Origin of the sequence: Cognatishimia coralii (assembly GCF_037478305.1) — a bacterium.
GTDB classification, from domain to species: Bacteria; Pseudomonadota; Alphaproteobacteria; order Rhodobacterales; family Rhodobacteraceae; genus Cognatishimia; species Cognatishimia coralii.
On sequence record NZ_JBBGAZ010000003.1, the window covers coordinates 113,611 to 134,480 of the forward strand.

Here is a 20,870-nt window from a genome sequence, read left to right on the forward strand (position 1 = left end):
CAGTGAAGTCAGAGGCAAGAGTTCCGATCTTGCCCCTCTCTCATGAGATAGTGCGTCCACGAGAGGAATGAAGAGCATGTAATATGCTTGTGAACATATCGTTACGCGTTCAGCACTTGCGGCCAGTTTGCGTCAGCGTCCTTGATGAAGCCTTCCTTGTTCAACGCCCAGCGGGCACGAACAGCGCGGCTGAAGTTCAGATAAAGCTTGTCGTTGTGGATCGACCAGGCGTTTGCCTCGGTCTTGGCGGTGTACCCTTTGGCGACGGCATAGGCACAGTAGCCGCCGTATTGGGGTGCCCAACGCTCGGGATTTGCTTCGAAGTCCGCAAGGTTTTCGGCACTGGCAAAGCGCCACTCGGCCCCTTTCCACATGATGGCATGCTCGGCTGAGCCTTCGACGTCGGTTTGCTCTTTGAAATAGGCGACCGGGTCATAGCCACGGATGGCCAGACCATCGACGGCGAAAACTTCGGGGGTCATGGCGAGGGCGGGCGTTGCAAGCAAGCCTGCGGCGGGGGCGGCCATGGCGGTCAAAACAAAGGTGCGGCGGGTCAGCATTGGGGTCTCCATCGTTGCGATGGCATGACAATATGCGTGCAAAAACGCTGTGACATCCCCGCCCACGGCTTTGTGAGCGCTTGCGAAGAATGTTTCAAACGCTCCTAGTCGAAAATATCGAAGAGATCGTCGACCCCGTCAAAGAGCTTTTCACCCCATCTTTTCAGCTTTTTGGACTTCTTCTTTTTGCGATCTTTGGTGCGGTAATAGTCTTCGCGGTCATATTTCTTATGCCCTTTGGATTTCTTTTGTTTCAAAGGCTTAGAATAATGAACCTCGTGGCTTTTAGCCTTTACGGGCATCATTTTCAGATCGTGCAAAGGTGCGCCGCAAGACGAGCAGGCAAGTTCGTGTTGCACCTTGCCATGAAGCGATAAAGCCGCGCGGGTCCCGCAGTAACAGCAGGTGGCGATTTTCTGGCCCATGGGTGCTCCTCTCCTCACTCTGTTTCAGATATCGCGTTTATTTCACGCGTTTCAAGGCAAGGCGGGGGCGGAAACTTTGAAAGTTTCCGATGTCGATTTCTTTTAAAGAAATCGAGTCAGGGCTTGGCGGCATAGAGTGCGACGGCCGCTGCGTTGGAGACATTGAGCGACCCGAAGCCCCGCGCGAAGTCGATTTTCACGAGTTGATCGACGGTCTCTTTGGTCTTTTGGCGCAGTCCTGGCCCTTCGGCGCCCAAAACCAGCGCAACGGCGCGATCACGTTTGCCTTCGAGTGCCTCATCAATGCTCTGCTCGGCTTCGCCATCCAAACCCAGCACCAGATACCCCATGCCCTGCAATTCAACGATTGTATCTGCAAGGTTGCGCATCCGCAGGTAAGGCTGTCGTTCCAAGGCACCGGACGCGGTTTTCGCCAAGGCTCCGGTCTCTGGTGCAGAATGATGTCGTGTTCCAATGACGGCCTGCGCTCCGAACACTTCTGCCGAGCGCAAGATCGCGCCCACATTGTGAGGGTCTGTGACCCGATCCAAAAGCACCAGACGTGGCGTCGTGTCATCGTCAGGAATCGCCCGATCTGCGAGACGTCCCCAATTCAATGGTTTCACTTCCAAAGCCGCGCCCTGATGCACGGATTGCGGATCAATCGGCGCTTTGAACTTGCGCGGATCCACCATTTCCGGCGCAATCCCAGCGGTTTCAATCGCATCCGCCAGTTTGTCATGCGCGTTCTTCGTGACCATCAACCGCAGCTTTTCACGCGCTGGATTGAGCAGCGCATCGCGCACCGCATGCAACCCAAACAGCCAAACAGTCTCGGCGTTTTGCGCCTTTTTCGCCTGCTCTTTTTCAACGACCCACTTGGGTTTTTTCATGATCTTCACCTGCGCTGTGATATGGCGCTCAGCAATGGGCAATGTCGCCACGATCTGCAAGCGATTTTCTTGTTGACGCCCCCTGACATGGCCTGTAATCAGCCCCTCACATTCGGCAGCTACTGCCGACCGGTGGGCGACAGGCCGCAAGGTGTGGCAGGGGACTGTAACTCCCTCGAGGCGACTCACGCTTGGTTCGATTCCAAGGTCGCCCACCATTTTTCCAAACTGGAACAGTGAGATGCAATGCGGCGAAGCCGAGCATTGGCTGTGTCGCGCCGCTCAAGCTGGGGTATTGCTCGGGACAAGCCCCGGCAGGAATGGCTTTTCAGCGACCTCTCTGGCGTGGATTCCCCAGATCATAAGGCCAGGCCACAAGAGATAGGCTTGGATCTCAATGTTCTCGCCAAAAGAAAGCAATATGACGACCAAGGCAAAGCCCAACGGCAAACGGCCTCGGGTTGAGGTCAGCGCATCGGCCAAGGCGAGAAAGATCTGGAATACTAATGGGATCAACAAGGCCAAGAAACCTGTCACCCCTTTTACAAACAACAGCCCATACCAGGTGTGATGGCTGCCGATGGGCATATATTCCACCAGATGCGGTCCCGGCGCGACTCGCCCATGGCCAAACCAAACTGCCTCTTCGCGCCAATGTTCCTCGGCAATCCGCTGAAGGGTTGCGCGCACCCGTGTGCTGTCGGCGCGTGCGTTTTTGAAAGTGTCGATGGCAGAGCCAACGCCCTGTATCAGCCGATCAACCGTCAAACCAATGCTGACCAGAATGCCCGACAGCGCAAACCACGCCCAGCGCTTGCCAAGCTGTGGTAAAAGGCTTGGCGGGATGGTGCAGAAGACAAGCCCAACCAGCCCCATGCGCGATTTTGACGCCAAAACCATCAAGGTGCCCGCCGCGATGCCTATGGCTTTCCATTTCACCACCTTTTCTTCCGTCGCAAAGAGCACCATCAACACGCCCAACAGGGCCGCGAAAGGAGACCATGGCGCATAGAACTGCCACCGTGCCGCGCCGCTCGACGGATCGATGGAATACAGAAAGACGGTGAAGTACTCAGGCCCCGGCCCGCCGACGGCCTTTAGGGGTGAGACAAAGATCTTGCCCGGCAACCCCGCGTAAGGCGCGACAATCATCAGCGGTGCGAGGATCAGGATCCAAAGCCCGACAACGCATTGCCCGCGGATCAGGATCTCTCGCCGGATCGGCAGAATCGCCCCCGCCAGCGGAAACAGAGCCATCAAAGCCCAGCCCTTGGCCCAACCGATGGTCGAGCGGATCACCGTTTTGGTGCCAAACCCCCAGTTCACATGTCCAATCCAAAGGATCGGCAACATGGCCAGCATCCCGATGACCCAGAACCAAATGACGGGTGGAATGGGGTGTGGCCGCAAATCCGCGCGCGTCGCGGGCCCCAAATACAAGGCCGCCAAGGCCAAGCCACCCAATGTCCAGCCAAGGACTGGGCCAACAACATAGAGGCCTCCGATGGCGTACAAGGGCCAGGTCCAAGCAAGGCTTTTGTAAACGATGGCCTCTGCCGGATTTCTGGGGGTCAGATCATCCATCGCGGCGTTTCACACCGATCAGCCAGGCAATGAGGCTGCGGCGCACCCACCCCAGGGTCAGAGCAATCACCATCAAAAACGTCGCCCCAACACCCGCGATAACCGCAAGTTTTTTGCGCGGGGAGCTTGGACGGTCTGGCAAAGATGGGTTCTCCAGAACCTGTACCAGAGGATAGGATGCAAAAACATCGACCTTCGAGGACTGCGCCCGCGCGATCGCGGATGCAAAGACAGCCTCCGCCACCTGAAAATCCCTCTGAAGGTCCTCGAGCTGGGCAGCCGCAATGGCCGCTTTTTCCAAGCGCGCCTTTTCAGCAAGGTGACGGGTGTTCAAAGCATTGTACTGCGCCTGAACACCCGCCCGCTCTGCCTCGCATTCCACCAGTTTTGCCAGCAGGGCCGTCCTGTCTCCGAATTGAGAAACATTCAGGCGTTCTGCATCGGACGCGGGCAATCCCGTGAGTGTACTTGCCATGCGCAGTGTGGCGCGTTGTGCATCCGTGTAGGCGGCTTCGGCGCGGCGCAGTTCTGGGTGGCGGGATCCGTAGATGGATCGCGCCTCTCGGAGCTCTGTTCGCTTGACTGCGGCGTCCTCGACCAGGGCGAGGTATTGATGATCGGAATAGAGATCCAAAGCGCGGGCGGCATAGGTTGCAGAGAAGCCCACACTGGCCTCCAGCGCTTGAACATAAGCTGTTTTTTCTTCGAGCTGTGCGCGCAGTTCGATCAGTTTGGCGTATCGGTTGTCGTTTTCTTCGACCTGTGCATTGAACTGATCGCGCGACAGAAACCCAGTTTGATTGCGCAGATCACTCACCGCTTCTCGCGTGGACAAGACCGAGTTCCGATATTCCTCAATCGCTCGGATCGCGCCTTCTTCGCGGACCATTTGGTCATCGTTGCGCAACAGTTCCACCTCGTGAAAAAACGAGCTTAACACGGCCTCAGCGCGGGCTTGGGCTTCGATCGGTGAAGGGCCCGTCAGCTCGATGTGGATCAAGCCGGTCTGGTCTACCAGCGTCACTTTGGGCAGAGGCAAATCCCGACGTAGGATCGACAGTTGATCTGCCGCGGATTGCATGATCCGGTCGGCGCGGATCAGTCGTTTGTAGGTTTGAGTGGGGCTGATCGAGTTGGAGGCAAAGGCCGAAGACGCAAAAGAGCTGGCTTGACCGATCCCTTCCATATTGACGGAGGCCGAGACCCCCGCCCCCGGCAGGATCAACGACATCGAGGACGTATAGACCGGTGCAGCTGAGGAAAGATAAGTCACGATCGGCGACCAAATCACGCCACACCAGATGCTAAAGACCGTGATGTAGCGAAAAACGCGCTTGAACAACAACGCGCGTGCGCTTTTTGATCGTAGCCTGCGGATCAGGGTCCGGAAGGTCAGCGGTGCAGCTGGCTCTATGTCGGAGTAAAATGCCATTGGGTGGATCTCTCTTTTCTATGAGAGCAGATTGCACCACCAAGCGTTTGTTTTCTGGGGAGAAAAAGGAGGGAAAGAGGGGCGTTTGGGTCGCCCCTATCCGTTTGGCTTAAAAGACGCCCTGATCGCGTGCGACCATCGCGGCCTGCGTGCGATTAGACACGTCAATTTTATGATAGAGCGTTTTCACATGGAGCTTCACTGTTGGCTCTGACAGCTCTAGGTCGCGGGCGATTTCCTTGTTGGATTTGCCTTCGGTCAGGCCCTTAAGCACCTGCGTTTCTCGATCCGTCAGCGACTTGAGAAGCGGGTGATTGTTTGGCTCTGGCTCTGCAGTCATAAAGTCCAGAGGCGCGTATTTTTCACCCATGGCCATGAATTTGATCGCGTTCACCAGGGATTTCGCTGGCAGCGTCTTGGGGATGAAGCCGATAGCACCCATCTCAAGCGCCTGCTCAGCAATCTCGCGGCTGGCTTCGCCCGACATCAGAGCAACGCGGTGCACGCCATTGCGATCAGCCGCTGTCTTCAGGCCCTCGAGTCCGTTCATACCTGGCATATTGTAGTCGAGCAGCACCAGATCGTAGGTGTAATGCCCGTCAATCAACGCGCAAGCCTCATCGAGGTTTGCAGCTGTATCCGTGTCGATGTTTCCCTCGGCCTGCATGAATGCCACCAAAGAGTCGCGCAGCAGATCGTGGTCGTCAGCAATTAGAATTCTCATACTTAAAGTCCTTGTTAACCAAACTAGGAAGTAGGCCTTCTGTCCTATCGTGTATAAATGTGGCTCATTTTTGGAGCAAGAAGGTGTAAAATGTGGTTAACGCCTTCATCCAATGGGATAGGGCCCAAGATTAACGAATAGATCATTGTTCCCCACTGGGCGACAAAGTTCACAAAAATCCGTTTTGTTGTCCATCTTTGCTGAGGTGTTCTCCCATCGAAATTACCATGCTTACCCCAGTGACCAACTCGGAGAAGTGGAATGAAACACTACAGAGCGGACGAAATTTTTTCTCAGGTAACGGTGAAGCCGGAACTAGAGACATCGCATGTCCTGGGCTTTGACATGGTAAACGCCACCACGTCGGAGGTTGTGCAAGCCCTCGTCGCCCCAGGTCGTCGTCGCGTAGCATTCATGAACGCGCACTGCATGAACGTGGCATCGCGATCCGAAGACTATGCACACGCTCTACACCGCTCTGATCTAATCTTACCCGATGGCATCGGAATTGAAATCGCTTCAAAGGTTGCGTCCGCTCCACTGAAAGAAAATCTAAATGGAACCGACCTTGGTCCGCACCTGATGCGGATGGCCGCGGAAAAAGGCTTGCGGGTCTACTTGCTTGGCGGAGAGACCGGAACCGCAGAGCGTGCGGCTCAAAGACTCTCGATGCAATTCCCAGACCTTCAGATTGCAGGAACACGCGATGGTTTCGGCGGGCTTGTTGGAGCTGTCGAAGACATCAACGCCTCCGGCGCCGATATTTTGCTGGTGGCCTTGGGCGTGCCCCTGCAAGAGCTGTGGATTGACCGCCACTTCAAAGATTTGAATGTTCGGCTGGCAATGGGTGTTGGTGCTCTTTTGGACTTCTGGGCTGGCAATGTTTCGCGGGCACCCGCGTTTATGCGTGAAGCGCGTATGGAGTGGGTCTGGCGGCTGGCTATGGAGCCTCGGCGCCTTGCGGGACGGTATTTGATTGGCAATGTAACGTTCTTGGCACGGGTCGCTATCGCGCAAATGAAGCAAATCACCCTGCGTGACAGTGCCAAGCGTGCAATGGATTTTTGCCTGAGTTTGACCGCGCTTCTCTTGTTGGCACCGGTATTTCTCGCGATCACTCTTGCCATTCGGATAGAGAGCCGGGGCAATCCGGTCTTCAGCCAGACGCGTGTTGGGCAAAACGGGCGTCATTTCACGATATACAAGTTCCGGTCAATGTATGCGGACGCAGAGCAGAGACGGAAGGCGCTTGAAGCACAGTCCGACCGCGCCGGCGTCTGCTTCAAAGCCAAAGATGACCCCCGCATCACACGGATCGGACGGTTTTTGCGCCGCTATTCGATTGATGAATTGCCTCAGATTTTCAACGTCTTACTAGGCAACATGTCCATCGTGGGGCCACGCCCTGGCCTGCCGAGCGAAGTTGCCGCCTACTCGGACCATGCCAAAAAACGCCTTGGTACAAAGCCTGGCCTAACCGGCCTGTGGCAAGTTTCGGGCCGCGCCGACATTGGCTTTGATCAGATGGTCGAAATGGATCTGGCCTATGCGCGATCACGCTCAGCTATGCTGGACATTATGATCATTGGACTCACCCTGCGTGCTGTCCTGACCGGGCGAGGTGCCTACTAAGAAAAGAGAGACCTACCCAGTCGGATAGGTCTCTATTCTCTCGAGGCAGAGCAAGGCTGAAATTTTCTGCCACTATGTGCCCACCAGATGGAGGCATAGATGCGTTTTAAACATTCACTTTGGGCACTTTTAACCACACTCACGCTTAATGTGCCGGTGTCGGCACATGCCATGGAATGTTCATCCGATGATCATATCCTGCAAGCCACTACCACCAAAGTGACATGTTTTACGCTGCAAGATCTCAAAGTTTTGGGAGCGACAGAGATTGAGACGTCTACCCTCTGGACCGATGGGGTCCACCAGTTCACTGGTGTTTTGTTGAGCGATCTTTTGCAGCATCTTGATGCTGAGGGGAACACGATCCAGGCAACCGCGATCAACGATTACTCGATCACCATTCCGGCGAGCGACGCCGTTGATGGCGGCCCTATCGTTGCATATTTGATGAATGGTGAAACAATGTCCCGCCGAGACAAAGGCCCCTTGTGGGTTGTTTATCCTTTCGACAGCGATGCAAAATTCCGCACAGAAACGATTTACTCTCGCAGCATTTGGCAGCTTAATAAGATCCAGATCCAAGAGTAATTGCATCAGGCGAAAGCTTGGGCAGAAAGTTATATCGTGACCAAACTTGATGGCAATTTTCGTGCCGCGCAGCTGATTTTCTTTAGTGCAGCCGTCGCGTGTCTGGCTGTGATTATTTTCCTTGCGGGGTCGGTTGCGCGCGATCTCAGCGAACTCAGGTCGGCAAAGCGCGACACAGTGCAATGGACGCTTTCGCAAGTCGAAATCGAGTTTCTGGATTTTGCGTTGACGCTTGAAAATCAGGTCGGCGCGGCAACCCCAAATCTTTCCGATCTGCGCAAGGATTTCGACGTTTTCTATAGCCGCCTTTCTATCGTATCCGAGGGGCGACTTTTCAATGATGCTCGGGTTGAGAAAAAGTTCGGCGATGCGACGGACCGGATCCAGGCTTTCCTGGATAGCACCGCGAATATCATGGACAGCTCGGATGCTCATTTGGTGTCTAGCCTACCGAGCATCTTGGACAAAACGCTTGCTCTAAGGCCATCGGTTCGCGCGCTATATATCTCTGGGCTCGGGTATTTTGCCGAACAGTCCGATTTGCTACGCAATCGGCTCGCGAACACGATGCTGGAGCTGTCCGCAGCGTCGGGCATGTTGCTGGTATTGCTTGCGATTTTAACGCTCTATTCACGCACTACCAACCGGCAATTGCGCAGACAAAGCCATGCTTTGGTCAGCGCGAACGCACGGATGGAGACTATTTTGGAAACGTCTCTGGACAGCGTGATCGTGTCAGATTCCTTAGGGCATGTGATCGACTTCAACGCCGCAGCGGAACGCACGTTTGGCTATAAGCTCGAAGACATCAAAGGCAAGCTGATCCGGGATTTGATTGTGCCGCACGGCATGCGCGCGGCCCACCAACAAGGTATGGAGCGCATGCAGGCGACCGGGGAAAAACGGCTCGTGGGACATGGACACATTCAAATCTCGGCTTGCCGTGCGGATGGGACAGAGTTCCCAGTGGAATTGGCCTTGGAAAGCGCACAAACGCTGGACGGAGAAATCATCATCGCCTTCCTACGTGATATTTCGGAGCGTGTGCGGACCGAAGAAGAGCTCCGCGAGGCACGTGACCTGGCACTGGCCGGCGAGAAGGCGAAATCCGACTTCCTCGCCGTCATGAGCCATGAAATCCGGACGCCGCTCAACGGTCTGTTGGGCAATCTGACCTTGCTTGGCGACACGCGCTTGTCGCGCGAACAGTCGCAGTATCAAGACAACATGGAGATCTCAGGGCGCCAGTTGATGAAACACGTGAACTCGGTTCTTGACGTGGCGCGGTTTGAAAGCGGCAAGATGCCCGTCAGGACGAGCAGCTTCCACGTGGGTCAGCTTGTCCAAGAGATCCTTGACGGACAAAGCGGGCCTGCAGAACGGCACCAAACCACGCTGAGCTGGCGCTTTCTTGGGACCCCAGTGGACTGGATGCGATCTGACCGAAATCACATTGAGCAGATCCTTTTGAACCTTGTTGGCAATGCGATCAAATTCACAAAAGGCGGTCGCGTAGAGATCGAGATCGAAACTCATGACACATCAATCGAGTTTCGCGTCATCGATACAGGGGTTGGTATCGCCGAAGCTGATCAGCAGCGGATCTTTGAGGATTTTGAGAGTGCAGGGCCAGCGACTGGCGGCACGGGTTTGGGCTTGGGTATTGCGACGCGCTTGGTAAACCTCTTGAAGGGCGAGATTGGATTGGAAAGTACACCGGGTGAAGGCAGCGTGTTCTGGTTCTCTGTTCCTTTGCAGATCGTCGAGGCTCCGGCCGAAACAGAGCTGGCGGACCAAAAGAACGCGCCGATGCCTGGGCTGCGGATACTTTTGGCAGAAGACAACGACATGAACGCCTTTGTCGCGCAAAAAATGCTTGAGAAAGAAGGGCATACGGTGACACTGGCCGAGGATGGCCTGCGAGCTCTTGAGGCCGTTCAGCATCAGGTGTTCGATGTGATCTTGATGGACATCAATATGCCCCGCATGGACGGGCTGACGGCCACGCAAAAGATGCGTTCAGAGATCGAGGCTACCAAAACCACACCGATCCTGGCCTTTTCCGCCAATGTTCTGCCCGAAGACAAGGACCGTTTCTTGCAGAACGGCATGGATGGCTTCATCGGCAAGCCGATCCAGATGGAAGAGCTTCGTTCAGCTCTGCAAGCGGTTATGGTTGGTCATGTGCGCCCTATGATGAAAGGCTCATCGGCGCAGCTTCCAACGAACGAAGCCCGCGACCTTTTGGGCGACAACTATGACGCTTTCCTGGCACGGTTCCGCGATGAGGCGGACAAATTGATCGAATGGATCAAGGCTGGAGACACACCGCCAGGGGATGTCGAGCATCATTGTCACAAACTTATCAGCACGGCAGCGATGTTTGGCGCCAAGGCGTTTCAGGACGCGCTCCGCAAATCTGAGAACGCCGCCAAACGAGGCGACGTGGAAATGTATCTCACGGAGCTGGTTGAAGTTTGGACAGAAACGCGCGCGACGCTTTAGTTCAGCGCCGCACCCACTGCCAACATCCCAAGAACACGCGCGGCTTCTGCAACGTTTGTGACGGTACTGTCATAACAGGCGATCCCGTCGCCGGGTAGCATGTAGGGATCATAATCATCCCGATCCGCGCGCCGCAGCATGTCCTCGATATCTCTCTCGATTACCACAGAGACGCCTGTAACAGGATTGCGCGACATAAGGATCGCCGAGCGATGTGCGCTGGTCGTCCTCGCCCCCCCCACACAGTTCGTGTCGATCACTGCTTGCATGTGGCGCGTACCATAGGGGATCTCTCGCACCGTGCGTCCGATGGCAGAAGGCGCGTTGCCCGTCGCGGGTTGCGTCAGGTTGGACAGGAACAAAGACACACCAGGCGGGCTGATCGGGCTGGGGCGCATCAGATCGTCCTGGAAACACTGGCGCGACGGCACAAAGACCTGATCTCCGGTCAAAAGCATGACATCCACCATATTGCGCCCTTCAAAGACGCCGCGCATGTCGATTTTGTAGAGTTTACCCCCACGTCGCAGTTCGACTGCAGAGATATCTGCGTCGGGCCGAATGCCACCTGCGTTGCGCAGCGCAGCAGAGAGATTGCGTGCCTCAGTCGAGGCTCCCAGCGCTTGGGCTCGGTTGGTGTCGATTGTGTCCCCTACCCCGCCGATTTCGACCTGATGGGGTTCAAAGACCGCGCCTGACACGCCAACGCTGACAGAGGCAAAGTCAGCCACACGCACAGAGATCGGCGGTGCGGTGTCATAGAGACCCGTTTGCTCCAACGCTTTGGCCAGAGCGCGTTCTATTTCCGGACCCGAGCGACCCTGCGCTTGTATTGAAGGCATAAACGGCACCTTCAGTGTGCCGTCACGCGAAATCACATATTTACCGGACAATTCTTCGTCGGTGCCAATACGCACATCCAGCAGGTCGTTCCGCGTCAGTTTCTCTCCGAGCAGCGTTTCAATCGCGATGCTCTTGCCCGCGATACCGCCGCGTAGGGGCAAACACGGCACTTGGTTCATTTCAACAGATCGTAGGAACCGATTGTCCTGCGGCGTGGTGATCTCTCGATACTGCGCTTGATAAGCGTGGCCTCTACTGACGGGTTCTACATTGTATGGGGTACGCACGGTGGCGCAGCCCGCTACTGCGATGAGTGTCAGCGCAGAGACAGCCTGTTTAAATCCGTTAATCACTGATCAAATCCCAATAGTGAACATACTCTTAACATTAACGAAGAAACCTCCACACACCCTTCAACTACTCTGGCGAACGCACCTATCCCAATGGGTTGGCGTTGCTGCTTGTGTGACAAACATTGACCGTTTGCGGAGCCTTTTAGCGCACGCACTCCCTCTAAAGTGAAGAGGCAATCACAAGAGGTGTCAAGTGCAAGTATCCGCGGTTCACAAAGCGTATTTGAAAGGACTTATGTCCTATGGCGCCTCAGAAATGGTTGCCAAGATCTCTCGCCTTTTCGTTGTTGTCGTGATCGCTCGCATGCTTGCGCCCGAGCAGGTTGGCCTCGCGGCTGCTGCCTTCGCGATTTGCGAAACCATCAAGGCGTTGACAGAAAATGGCGTCGGGCAACGAATTATCGCGGCGAGCGATAACGAGCTGGAAGCGACAGCCGCCCGCGCCCATTGGATTTTCTGGCGGTGGGCCATGGCGCTGATTGCGTTCCAAATCGGACTGGCTGCCGTGCTGTTTGCATGCGGATTTCCGGTGATCGCGGGCCTCGTGGCCGTTGCCGCTTTGGAATATCTTTTCATGCCAGGGGGACAGGTGCAGGTCGCCTTGGCCATGCGCGAGGGCAGACATCCCCAAGTGGCCACCATTGCAGGCGTTCAGATTGTCAGCGCGAACGTCCTGACCATTCTCTTGGCCATTGTTCTGCCCTCGCCCATTGTATTGATCCTGCCTCGTGTGTTGACCGCGCCTATCTGGCTGATCGCGGTGCGCCGCCTGCGTCCTTGGCGCAAATGCGCGGCTGTGACGCCAGAGCCTATCGCCCCGTTTGTCCGCTATGGCCTGCCAGTTTTGGGTGTTGAAGCGGTCAAAGCGATGCGCATGCATTCTGACAAGCTGATCGTTGGAGCTTTGCTGGGTGCCGAGGGACTGGGGCTTTATTTCATGGCCTTCAATGCTGGTCTGAACATCGCCACATCCTATGCCTCGGCACTTGCGAAAATTGCCTTTTCCCACCTAAGCCAAAGCCTGCGTCTGGACGTGGATGCTCGCCAATCGGGGATCCTAAGCCTGATCGTCATTTCCCCATTCATAATCGCACAAGCGCTGTTGGCTCCAACTTACGTGCCGCTCTTGCTGGGAGACAGCTGGGCCGACGTGGTACCCGCGGTCTCGATCCTCTGTCTTTGTGCTCTGCCCCTGACGCTCTGGACCGTTGCGGCCGCACGCCTACGCCTGAGAGGGCAGCCAGAGATCGAATTGGGTGTCGATGCGCTGCTTGTTCTGATGCTTACCCTGTCCGCCGTCGTAACCGCACCCATGGGGTTGACCGCGATGGCAACCGGTTACCTGGTCACCACATCGGCTGTCCTGTTGCTGGCCAGTGCCCCCCTATTTTTGCCGTCCCTCAGCAAGCCAATTCAGGAGATTTAAACATGCCAAAGTTTTCGATCATCATGCCTTGTTTCAATGCTGTGAATACGGTGGATGCGACAATCGCCGCCGTGGTCGCACAAACCCGTTGGGAATGGGAGCTGATCTGTGTCGATGACGGGTCCAGCGATGGCACCGTGCAGCGACTTCAAAGTTGGGCGATGGCGGACGCGCGGATCCAGTTGATCCGGCAGGACAATGCCGGCCCCAGCGTCGCACGTAATCGCGGTGTCGAGGCCGCGCGGGGGACAATCTTGTGTTTTTGTGACGCGGACGATCTGTGGGTCGAAACCAAACTGAGCATTTTGGACAAAGCATTCTCTGACAGCCGCATCGACGGAGTCTACGGCCAGATCGCCTTTTTCCAAAGATTTGGGGATATCGATACGACGTCCACTGTCGGCAAATCGGAACTTTCGATCCCAGAGTTAATGGGCGAGAATCCCGTCTGCACCATGAGCAATATCGCAGTGCGGCGCGCAGTCTTTGAACGTTGCGGTGGTTTTGCCGAAGGCCTCGTTCACAACGAAGACCTGGAATGGTTGATCCGCATTGTCGGAATGGGCGCGACTATTCAACCGATTGATCGCCTGCTCGTCTGGTATCGCACCTCGACAGGCGGTTTGTCGGCCGATCTGCGCAGGATGGCGCATTCCCGGGATTTGGCACTTACCACCGCTGCACGCTTTGGATTTACCCCCAATGCCGCGCAAGAAGCCGTCTATCTACGCTATCTGGCCCGCCGCGCGCTGCGTCTGGATCAGGGGCGTGGCGTGGCGCGCGGGCTGGCTCTGCAAGGCCTGCTGAAGAGTCCACGCGGTTTTCTCTTTCCACTTCGTCGCGGTGCAGCCACTGCGATTGCGGCCTTTGCCGCGCCGCTGCTGCCGGCACCCGTTCAACGCAAAATTTTCTCTAAGTAATCGAGGCCAACATGTATCGCGCAACCATCGTCGTCCCTGCTTTCAACGTCGCCGCAACCCTTGGTGCCACGCTGACCTCTCTGCAGGCCCAAACCTATCAGGACTTTGAGGTCATCATCGTGGATGACGGCTCTACCGACAATACCAAACAGGTCGCCGAGCAATTCCTAGACGATCGCCGGTTTTGGTATATCCAACAGGCCAACCGAGGCCTTTCCGGCGCGCGCAATCGAGGGATTGCCGAGTCCAGCGGTGAATTCATCGGTTTCTGCGATGCCGACGACCTCTGGCACCCTGACAAGCTGCGTCGCCATATTCGCCACCTTGATCGCAATCCGAATGTCGGCGTGAGCTATGCGGGCTCTCAGATGATCGACGCCGAGGGTCGTCTTTTGTCGGTCAAACAATCCCCAAGGCTGCGCGGCGTGACAGCGGCCCATATTCTGAAGCGCAACCCGATTGGAAATGGCTCCTCCGCTGTCATTCGTCGCGCGGTGTTTGATGACATCGCCTATGTCCATCACGAGGCTTATTCCGCCTTTTCCTATTTCGACGAGACCTTCCGCCAGTCCGAGGACATCGAATGCTGGCTGCGCATCGCGCTTCTGACCGATTGGGATTTTGAAGGCATCCGGGGTCTGCTGACGTATTATCGGGTCGCGGGCGACGGGCTCTCTGCCAAGACCGAGCGCCAATTGGACTCCTGGGAAAATGTGATTGCAAAGCATCGCAGCCTTCACCCGGCTTTTTTCGCCCGCCACGAACCTGCGGCACGCGCCTACCAACTGCGGTATCTGGCGCGCCGTGCCATCAGCAATGGCGATGGCAAAACCGCACGCGCCTATCTGAAACGGGCTTGGTCACAGTCTTACGAGCCGCTTTGGGCCGAACCCATCAAGTCGGGCGTCACGATTTTGGCGGCTCCGGTGGCCTCGCTCTTCAAAGTTTCCGCCCCCGCGCAGAAAGCGCTTGTTAAGGCCAATGTGCCTACACTGCGACAGAGTTCGCAGTCCCCTTTTCAACCCATCCTTAAGGGAGATCATTATGAGTAAACCACGTATTGTACATCTGCTGGACGACACTACCACAGGCGGCGTAACTCGCGTCGTGACCCATATCTGCAACTCGCAGCGGTTGGCAAATCAAGCGCATCACGAAATTCGTGTCATCCCCAAGAACACCGCCGACGTGCCGGTGATTGAGGCGGATTTGATCGTCTCGCATTTGACTATCAGTTGGCGTGGCTTGGCGGGATTGATTGCCCTTCGCGCCAAACATCCCAACATTTCGCTGATTCATGTCGAGCATAGCTATACCCAAAGTTTCACGGCCCTGAATGTGGCCAAACGTGAAAGGTTCTTTTCCCTGCTGCGCACGGCCTATTCGCTGTTTGACACTGTGGTCGGCGTCAGCCGCGCACAATACAGCTGGCTGGTCACACGTGATCTTGTGGCCGCGGAACGGTCTTGTGTCATTCGCTCGGCCGTGGATCTCTCGGCTTTCGCAGCGCTCGAGGCTCCCACAGGCCCTTGTCGCGTGTTTGGGGCCATCGGGCGGCTGGAACCTCAGAAGGGGTTTGATACGCTGATCATGGCGTTCAGCCAGTGCCAGGAACCTGACGCGCGTCTGCGTATTTTTGGGCGCGGTGGTCAGCACGAGGAATTGGAACGCATGGCTCAGATCGACCCGCGCATCACATTGGAAGGCCACGCCCCGGACCCCGTCCGCGCTATGTCAGAGGTGCAGGCCGTCTTGCTACCTTCTCGGTGGGAAGCCTATGGGCTGGTTGCGCAAGAAGCACTCGCCGCGCGTCGCCGGACCTTGGTGGCCCCTGTGGATGGGCTTTGCGATCAACTCGAAGACGGCGCGCATCGCGTCGCGCGCAACACCGTTGCGGATTGGACGCGGGCTATCGATGCCAGCCTGACCGCGGATCTAAGCAAGATCCCAGACTCGCAAGCCCGTCTGTCAGAACGTGTCGCGGGTGTCTTTGAACGCAACTGGGAAGGCTTGATCGCGCGCAGCTTGGTAAAGGAACTGCCTGTGGCTGCGTAGCTGAAGCATTGCCAACATTGGAATAACCTTGAGCCGCGAGCCATGCACTTGCGCCGATCCCGTCAGAATTCGCGGCTCAGGGTTTTAAAGAATATGCCCTAGCGAAATACACCCGAAATTGGCCTCCGAACCCATTTTCTCAGGGTTCAACGACAAAACGTTCAAGAATTTTTGTTGTACTGGCGATCCCTGAAGGACTCGAACCCTCAACCTGCTGATTAGAAGTCAGCTGCTCTATCCAGTTGAGCTAAGGGACCGCTGAGATGTGTTTCGCCGCTTGATAGCGATTTGTCAAACCACCTCTTGTCCACGGCGCCCAAAGTTTTAACGGAAGTTTCAAAGCCTTGAGAAACCGTCATTCGCAGACACAGATTGGGACGTCGCCCTTGATTTGAAAAATTGTGCGTTTCGTGCGAAGACCGTGCCAATTGCGGAGGGAGGATGCTTACGGGCACCGCGAAAAACCATGACAGATCAGGAAAATCAGGGCATCAGCGCCACGAATTTTGACATCGCGGATTTCATTCCGTACCGCCTTGCTGTTGCTGCGCGCGCCTTCAGCGAAGAGGTCGCGGCGATCTATCGCGAGAAATTCGGTCTTTCGATTCCGGAATGGCGCGTGCTTGCGCATTTAATGAAAGAAGGCAAAGCCTCGGTTCGGGATATTGAAGCCCGTGTGACCATGGAGAAGTCCAAGGTCAGCCGCGCAGCCGACCGGCTTAAAGACCGCGGCTTGTTAACGAAACGCGCGGACACAATGGACCGTCGCCTTGTTCATATCGAACTCACTGAGGATGGCGAAGCGCTGATGGCTGAGCTCATCCCAATGGTGATCGCCTTGCAAAAGGACTTTGAAGCCCGTTTGGGAGATGATCTCGACGGTTTGGACCGCGCGCTGACGCGGATCCTTAAGGACGACGTCAAATAAGGCTTAGTGTGTCCAAGGTGCACGGCGATCTGGCGCGAAATTTTCGCCATAGCCACGCGCGCGGATGTTGGGCTTGCGCTTGTGGGGATCTGTCACTTGAACTTCGATGCCGTGGTCTTTGGCATAGTCAAGCGCGGCCTCTTTGGACGCAAAGGTCATTTTCACCTGAGACTGCGTGTCGTCAGATCCGGTCCAGCCCATCAATGGATCAATGTCGCGGCTTGAGGCCTGCGCAAATTCCAGCACCCATGTTTTGGTATTTGCAGTGCCAGAAGTCATGGCATTGCGGGCAGGCTGATAGATACGTGCGATCATTTCGGGCTCCTTCGTCCTGAGCGCTTTATCCCGAAATATTGGCTTTCGAGCAAGGGAGAAAAGCGCGAGATTGCAGCCAGTCGACGTCGGTGAATTTTGGGGGGAAAGGTTAGACTTGGTTGCCGTCCAGTCCACGGGGAGCGAGGGGTAAATGTGAACCGAGCAGCAACCAAGCGCTGCTTGCTCAAGAAATATACGTGTCATTGCAAATTATGTGCAACAGAAGGATGCGAAAAAAACTTACGGAATATCACTTTGTTTTTGCGAGGTATTTCCCGACCAAGATCACCGGCGCATTTGTACAAATGTACAACAATTGACATTTTCTAAGTAAGACCAGTAGGTTCTGTGCTTTACGCTAGGTAAACGCACATCGTTTTGCAGTCGTCTCCCACCCAAACTGCGACATTCTGTCACCACCAGAAAACCGCCCCTTTACTGTCAAAAACCGACAGGAATTTAGCGCTAACCTGTTGTAAGTTTGACAGCAGGCTTGCACCTGACCGTAAAGATCGCACATTAGGGCCCAAGAATAGGAGCGCAAATTGCCTTACGCCAATTCCGACAGCACGCCCGTCCAAAACGCTCCGCGAGAAAAGCTCGAGGGCGGCAAACGCTTTGTCATGGCGACGGAATTTGACCCTGCTGGCGACCAACCCACGGCGATTGCAGAGCTGAGCCAAGGTGTTTTCGACGGAGAGCGCGATCAAGTCCTGTTGGGCGCAACCGGCACCGGCAAGACGTTCACGATGGCGAAGGTCATAGAGGAAACGCAGCGCCCCGCGATTATTCTGGCACCCAACAAAACGCTTGCGGCCCAGCTTTATGGCGAATTCAAAGGCTTCTTTCCCGAGAACTCGGTCGAATATTTCGTTTCGTTCTACGACTACTATCAGCCAGAAGCCTATGTTCCCCGGTCTGACACTTATATCGAAAAAGAAAGCCAGATTAACGAACAGATCGACCGGATGCGTCACTCTGCGACCCGCGCTTTGCTAGAGCGGGACGATGTGATCATCGTGGCCTCGGTCAGCTGCATCTACGGCATCGGCTCGGTGGAGACTTATTCCGCGATGACGCAGGATCTGATTGTGGGCCAAGACTATGATCAGCGACAGGTCATGGCGGATCTGGTGGCGCAACAGTACCGGCGCAATGATCAGGCGTTCCAGCGCGGTTCCTTCCGCGTACGGGGTGACAGCCTCGAGATCTTTCCGGCCCACCTAGAGGATCGCGCCTGGCGCCTGTCTTTCTTCGGCGAAGAGCTTGAGGGGATTACGGAATTCGACCCGCTCACCGGCGAAAAGACGGATACGTTTGAAAAGATCCGCGTCTATGCGAATTCCCACTATGTGACGCCAAAGCCGACGCTGAACCAAGCCATTCTAAACATCAAAAAAGAGCTCAAGATCCGGCTTGATCAATTGGTGGATGATGGAAAGCTTCTGGAAGCACAGCGTCTGGAACAACGTACCAATTTTGACCTCGAGATGCTTGAGGCGCAGGGCTTTTGCAACGGGATCGAGAACTATTCACGCTATCTGACGGGCCGTGCGCCGGGTGAGCCGCCCCCCACCCTGTTTGAGTTCATCCCCGACAACGCGATTGTCTTTGCTGATGAAAGCCACGTCTCTGTGCCTCAGATCGGCGGCATGTATCGAGGCGACCATCGGCGCAAGTTCACGCTGGCCGAGCATGGGTTCCGCCTGCCCTCGTGTATGGACAACCGCCCTCTGAAGTTCGAGGAATGGGACGCCATGCGCCCGCAGTCGGTGTTTGTCTCGGCCACCCCCGCCAATTGGGAGCTGGAGCAATCCGGCGGCGTCTTTACTGAACAGGTGATCCGCCCGACCGGCCTCTTGGATCCGGAGGTCGAAATCCGCCCTGTCGAGATGCAGGTCGATGATCTGCTGGACGAAGTACGCAAAGTCACCGCCAACGGGTTCCGCACCTTGGTGACGACGCTCACCAAGCGCATGGCCGAGGACCTCACCGAATACCTGCATGAACAGGGCATCAAAGTGCGCTACATGCACAGCGACATCGACACGCTCGAGCGGATCGAGATCCTGCGCGACCTGCGTCTTGGGGCCTTTGACGTTTTGATCGGGATCAACCTTCTGCGCGAGGGTTTGGACATTCCTGAATGTGGATTGGTAGCCATTCTGGATGCAGACAAAGAAGGCTTCCTGCGCTCGGAAACCTCTCTGATCCAGACCATCGGCCGCGCCGCGCGGAACGCAGACGGGCGTGTCATCATGTATGCCGACCGGATCACCGGCTCGATGGAGCGCGCGCTGAAGGAAACCGAGCGCCGTCGCGAAAAGCAGATCGCCTATAACGAAGAACACGGCATCACGCCCGCGACGGTCAAAAAGAACGTCGAAGATGTTCTGGCGGGGCTCTATCAGGGCGACACCGACATGAACCGCGTAACAGCCACCATCGACAAGCCGATGCATGGGGCCAATCTGGAAGCCCACCTGCAGGGCCTGCGCGAAGAGATGCGCAAGGCTGCCGAGAACCTTGAGTTCGAAGAAGCCGCGCGACTTCGCGACGAAGTAAAGCGTCTTGAGGCGGTGGATCTGGCCGTCGCGGACGACCCTCTTGCACGGCAATCCGCGATTGATGCTGCGGCGGATGCGGCGACCAAAGGGCGATCAACCGCGGGCCGCCCTGGTCAGCGTGGCGGGAATGTGAAGCGACGCGGGCGTTAGCACGTCCTTTGTGCCCGCTTTGCTTGGTTTTCAGAGGCTACAGCCCATTAATCTATAAAGAACGCGTCTTAAGTTCATGAAATTTTGAACATTTGTCCAATTGAGACCAACGACACTCGGGTTCTTTCAAAAAGAGCACCAAAACCGAAGCCAAATTCCCCTCAAAGATACCTCGAATTTCGGTCAGAGAATGACCGCTTTGAGCGGCAAATACGCTGCCAAATTGACTTATCCACATTCCAATTTTTGGACTCAAATCCGCAATTTATCCACATTAGGTAAACTATAATTTCCATAATCGAACAAAACTGTGGAAAACTCGGTGATTTTCTTAAATCAAGAAACAGTCATTGGTACGCCAGGTAAAATTGGCGGGAAACCGCGAAATTGACTTATCCACAGAAAGTTAATCTACGTGCACAAGCGCCTACACACAACCCAAAAAGGCATTGAATATCAGTGAATTACGGAAATTGCGCGCTCAGGCCGCCCAAATGGACGAAATGTCCACCTCAGCAGCACGAGCTGCACGACAAAGCGCATCAAATTTTCAGGATTTATCGCAGAATATGCACCGCGCAGTTCAGCTGACGCAGCAATTGCGCAATGGTTTCGACCGACTTTAGCTCTCGCCGGCTTTCGGGACTGACGGATAGGATCACACAATCCACATCTTTGGATCTCGCGAAATCCGGAATCACCTGCACAGGCTTCCCGTTCAGAACGACCCCTTCAACATTGCTCAAGCTACCACCGATCTCAGTGAGGGCGGACTCGATCTGAGCCCGCGTTTCGTCCTGATACCCATAGGGCAGATAGCTGCTGGCATACTCTGGAATATTCCCCATCACATGCAACAACGTCACACGCGCTTCTTCGCCAGCCAGTTGGCGGGCCACAGAAAGTTTGGGCGCAAGATCCGCCCCCTCATCCAAACTCACCGGCATGAGAATATGCGCGTACATTGGGG

General features: G+C 55.7%; 18 protein-coding genes and 2 tRNA genes. 10 read left to right on the forward strand and 10 right to left on the reverse strand.

Going from position 1 to position 20,870, the window contains the following annotated elements:
• Nucleotides 1-101: 101 nt before the first annotated feature.
• The 3 genes from WG622_RS08020 to rlmB form a co-directional block, all read right to left on the reverse strand.
• Complete coding sequence (locus WG622_RS08020; RefSeq protein ID WP_339403118.1) at nt 102-560, reverse strand: YHS domain-containing (seleno)protein; 459 nt, start codon at nt 558-560, stop codon at nt 102-104.
• Nucleotides 561-664: 104 nt separating this feature from the next.
• The gene (locus WG622_RS08025) at nt 665-985 is read right to left on the reverse strand and encodes a hypothetical protein (protein ID WP_339403119.1); all 321 of its coding nucleotides are present in this window, start codon (nt 983-985) and stop codon (nt 665-667) included.
• Nucleotides 986-1,101: 116 nt separating this feature from the next.
• On the reverse strand, nt 1,102-1,878 hold the full coding sequence (gene rlmB, locus WG622_RS08030) for a 23S rRNA (guanosine(2251)-2'-O)-methyltransferase RlmB (RefSeq protein ID WP_339403120.1): 777 nt from the start codon (nt 1,876-1,878) through the stop codon (nt 1,102-1,104).
• Between the two features lie 134 nt (nt 1,879-2,012).
• On the opposite strand from rlmB, the gene WG622_RS08035 reads away from it, so the two are divergent.
• Nucleotides 2,013-2,096, forward strand: a tRNA-Tyr gene (locus WG622_RS08035).
• Between the two features lie 64 nt (nt 2,097-2,160).
• On the opposite strand, the gene WG622_RS08040 is transcribed toward WG622_RS08035, so the two are convergent.
• The 3 genes from WG622_RS08040 to WG622_RS08050 form a co-directional block, all read right to left on the reverse strand.
• Nucleotides 2,161-3,462, reverse strand: coding sequence for an O-antigen ligase domain-containing protein (locus WG622_RS08040; protein ID WP_339403121.1), 1,302 nt, complete (start codon nt 3,460-3,462; stop codon nt 2,161-2,163).
• Nucleotides 3,455-4,894: a GumC family protein gene (locus WG622_RS08045; RefSeq protein WP_339403122.1), complete on the reverse strand. Its 1,440-nt coding sequence runs from the start codon at nt 4,892-4,894 to the stop codon at nt 3,455-3,457. The genes WG622_RS08040 and WG622_RS08045 overlap by 8 nt, the downstream gene beginning before the upstream one ends.
• A 109-nt stretch (nt 4,895-5,003) precedes the next feature.
• Complete coding sequence (locus WG622_RS08050; protein WP_339403123.1) at nt 5,004-5,618, reverse strand: response regulator transcription factor; 615 nt, start codon at nt 5,616-5,618, stop codon at nt 5,004-5,006.
• Nucleotides 5,619-5,879: 261 nt separating this feature from the next.
• On the opposite strand from WG622_RS08050, the gene WG622_RS08055 reads away from it, so the two are divergent.
• The 3 genes from WG622_RS08055 (at nt 5,880) to WG622_RS08065 (ending at nt 10,343) form a co-directional block, all read left to right on the forward strand.
• A complete protein-coding gene (locus WG622_RS08055; RefSeq protein ID WP_339403124.1) occupies nt 5,880-7,250 on the forward strand; it encodes a WecB/TagA/CpsF family glycosyltransferase in 1,371 nt (456 codons plus the stop codon).
• A gap of 99 nt (nt 7,251-7,349) precedes the next feature.
• Nucleotides 7,350-7,838, forward strand: a complete 489-nt coding sequence (locus tag WG622_RS08060; RefSeq protein ID WP_339403125.1) for a putative pterin-binding protein — start codon at nt 7,350-7,352, stop codon at nt 7,836-7,838.
• Between the two features lie 36 nt (nt 7,839-7,874).
• The gene (locus WG622_RS08065) at nt 7,875-10,343 is read left to right on the forward strand and encodes an ATP-binding protein (RefSeq protein ID WP_339403126.1); all 2,469 of its coding nucleotides are present in this window, start codon (nt 7,875-7,877) and stop codon (nt 10,341-10,343) included.
• Here WG622_RS08065 and WG622_RS08070 read toward each other — a convergent pair.
• Nucleotides 10,340-11,539 (reverse strand): polysaccharide biosynthesis/export family protein, encoded by a 1,200-nt coding sequence (locus WG622_RS08070; RefSeq protein ID WP_209355610.1) that lies wholly within the window; start codon nt 11,537-11,539, stop codon nt 10,340-10,342. The genes WG622_RS08065 and WG622_RS08070 overlap by 4 nt on opposite strands.
• 193 nt (nt 11,540-11,732) lie before the next feature.
• On the opposite strand from WG622_RS08070, the gene WG622_RS08075 reads away from it, so the two are divergent.
• The 4 genes from WG622_RS08075 to WG622_RS08090 are packed head-to-tail and all read left to right on the forward strand — an operon-like array spanning nt 11,733 to nt 15,940.
• Complete coding sequence (locus WG622_RS08075) at nt 11,733-12,965, forward strand: oligosaccharide flippase family protein (protein ID WP_339403127.1); 1,233 nt, start codon at nt 11,733-11,735, stop codon at nt 12,963-12,965.
• A 2-nt stretch (nt 12,966-12,967) separates the two neighbouring features.
• Entirely contained in the window at nt 12,968-13,885 is a 918-nt protein-coding gene (locus WG622_RS08080) for a glycosyltransferase family 2 protein (RefSeq protein ID WP_339403128.1), read from the forward strand.
• Nucleotides 13,886-13,896: 11 nt separating this feature from the next.
• Complete coding sequence (locus tag WG622_RS08085; protein ID WP_339403129.1) at nt 13,897-14,937, forward strand: glycosyltransferase family 2 protein; 1,041 nt, start codon at nt 13,897-13,899, stop codon at nt 14,935-14,937.
• Nucleotides 14,930-15,940, forward strand: a complete 1,011-nt coding sequence (locus WG622_RS08090; RefSeq protein ID WP_339403130.1) for a glycosyltransferase family 4 protein — start codon at nt 14,930-14,932, stop codon at nt 15,938-15,940. The genes WG622_RS08085 and WG622_RS08090 overlap by 8 nt, the downstream gene beginning before the upstream one ends.
• Before the next feature lie 180 nt (nt 15,941-16,120).
• On the opposite strand, the gene WG622_RS08095 is transcribed toward WG622_RS08090, so the two are convergent.
• Nucleotides 16,121-16,197: transfer RNA gene (locus WG622_RS08095), tRNA-Arg, on the reverse strand.
• 209 nt (nt 16,198-16,406) lie between these two features.
• On the opposite strand from WG622_RS08095, the gene WG622_RS08100 reads away from it, so the two are divergent.
• Entirely contained in the window at nt 16,407-16,868 is a 462-nt protein-coding gene (locus WG622_RS08100) for a MarR family winged helix-turn-helix transcriptional regulator (RefSeq protein ID WP_339403131.1), read from the forward strand.
• 3 nt (nt 16,869-16,871) lie between these two features.
• Here WG622_RS08100 and WG622_RS08105 read toward each other — a convergent pair whose 3' ends face one another.
• Nucleotides 16,872-17,183 carry an ETC complex I subunit gene (locus WG622_RS08105; protein WP_209355604.1) on the reverse strand — a complete coding sequence of 104 codons (312 nt, stop codon included), beginning with the start codon at nt 17,181-17,183 and terminating at the stop codon, nt 16,872-16,874.
• A gap of 545 nt (nt 17,184-17,728) precedes the next feature.
• On the opposite strand from WG622_RS08105, the gene uvrB reads away from it, so the two are divergent.
• Nucleotides 17,729-19,900 carry an excinuclease ABC subunit UvrB gene (gene uvrB, locus WG622_RS08110; protein WP_339403132.1) on the forward strand — a complete coding sequence of 724 codons (2,172 nt, stop codon included), beginning with the start codon at nt 17,729-17,731 and terminating at the stop codon, nt 19,898-19,900.
• Nucleotides 19,901-20,457: 557 nt separating this feature from the next.
• Here the strand turns inward: uvrB and WG622_RS08115 are convergent.
• A complete protein-coding gene (locus tag WG622_RS08115; RefSeq protein WP_339403133.1) occupies nt 20,458-20,865 on the reverse strand; it encodes a universal stress protein in 408 nt (135 codons plus the stop codon).
• Nucleotides 20,866-20,870: the final 5 nt, after the last annotated feature.

Bases quoted from the DNA above. Each gene is read 5' to 3' on its own strand.
- WG622_RS08055 (WP_339403124.1), top strand. From the start codon at position 5,880: ATGAAACACTACAGAGCGGACGAAATTTTTTCTCAGGTAACGGTGAAG.
- WG622_RS08105 (WP_209355604.1), bottom strand. From the start codon at position 17,183: ATGATCGCACGTATCTATCAGCCTGCCCGCAATGCCATGACTTCTGGC.
- WG622_RS08045 (WP_339403122.1), bottom strand. From the start codon at position 4,894: ATGGCATTTTACTCCGACATAGAGCCAGCTGCACCGCTGACCTTCCGG.
- WG622_RS08060 (WP_339403125.1), top strand. From the start codon at position 7,350: ATGCGTTTTAAACATTCACTTTGGGCACTTTTAACCACACTCACGCTT.
- WG622_RS08080 (WP_339403128.1), top strand. From the start codon at position 12,968: ATGCCAAAGTTTTCGATCATCATGCCTTGTTTCAATGCTGTGAATACG.
- WG622_RS08090 (WP_339403130.1), top strand. From the start codon at position 14,930: ATGAGTAAACCACGTATTGTACATCTGCTGGACGACACTACCACAGGC.
- rlmB (WP_339403120.1), bottom strand. From the start codon at position 1,878: ATGAAAAAACCCAAGTGGGTCGTTGAAAAAGAGCAGGCGAAAAAGGCG.
- WG622_RS08020 (WP_339403118.1), bottom strand. From the start codon at position 560: ATGCTGACCCGCCGCACCTTTGTTTTGACCGCCATGGCCGCCCCCGCC.
- WG622_RS08040 (WP_339403121.1), bottom strand. From the start codon at position 3,462: ATGGATGATCTGACCCCCAGAAATCCGGCAGAGGCCATCGTTTACAAA.
- WG622_RS08100 (WP_339403131.1), top strand. From the start codon at position 16,407: ATGACAGATCAGGAAAATCAGGGCATCAGCGCCACGAATTTTGACATC.
- WG622_RS08085 (WP_339403129.1), top strand. From the start codon at position 13,897: ATGTATCGCGCAACCATCGTCGTCCCTGCTTTCAACGTCGCCGCAACC.
- WG622_RS08050 (WP_339403123.1), bottom strand. From the start codon at position 5,618: ATGAGAATTCTAATTGCTGACGACCACGATCTGCTGCGCGACTCTTTG.
- WG622_RS08115 (WP_339403133.1), bottom strand. From the start codon at position 20,865: ATGTACGCGCATATTCTCATGCCGGTGAGTTTGGATGAGGGGGCGGAT.
- WG622_RS08025 (WP_339403119.1), bottom strand. From the start codon at position 985: ATGGGCCAGAAAATCGCCACCTGCTGTTACTGCGGGACCCGCGCGGCT.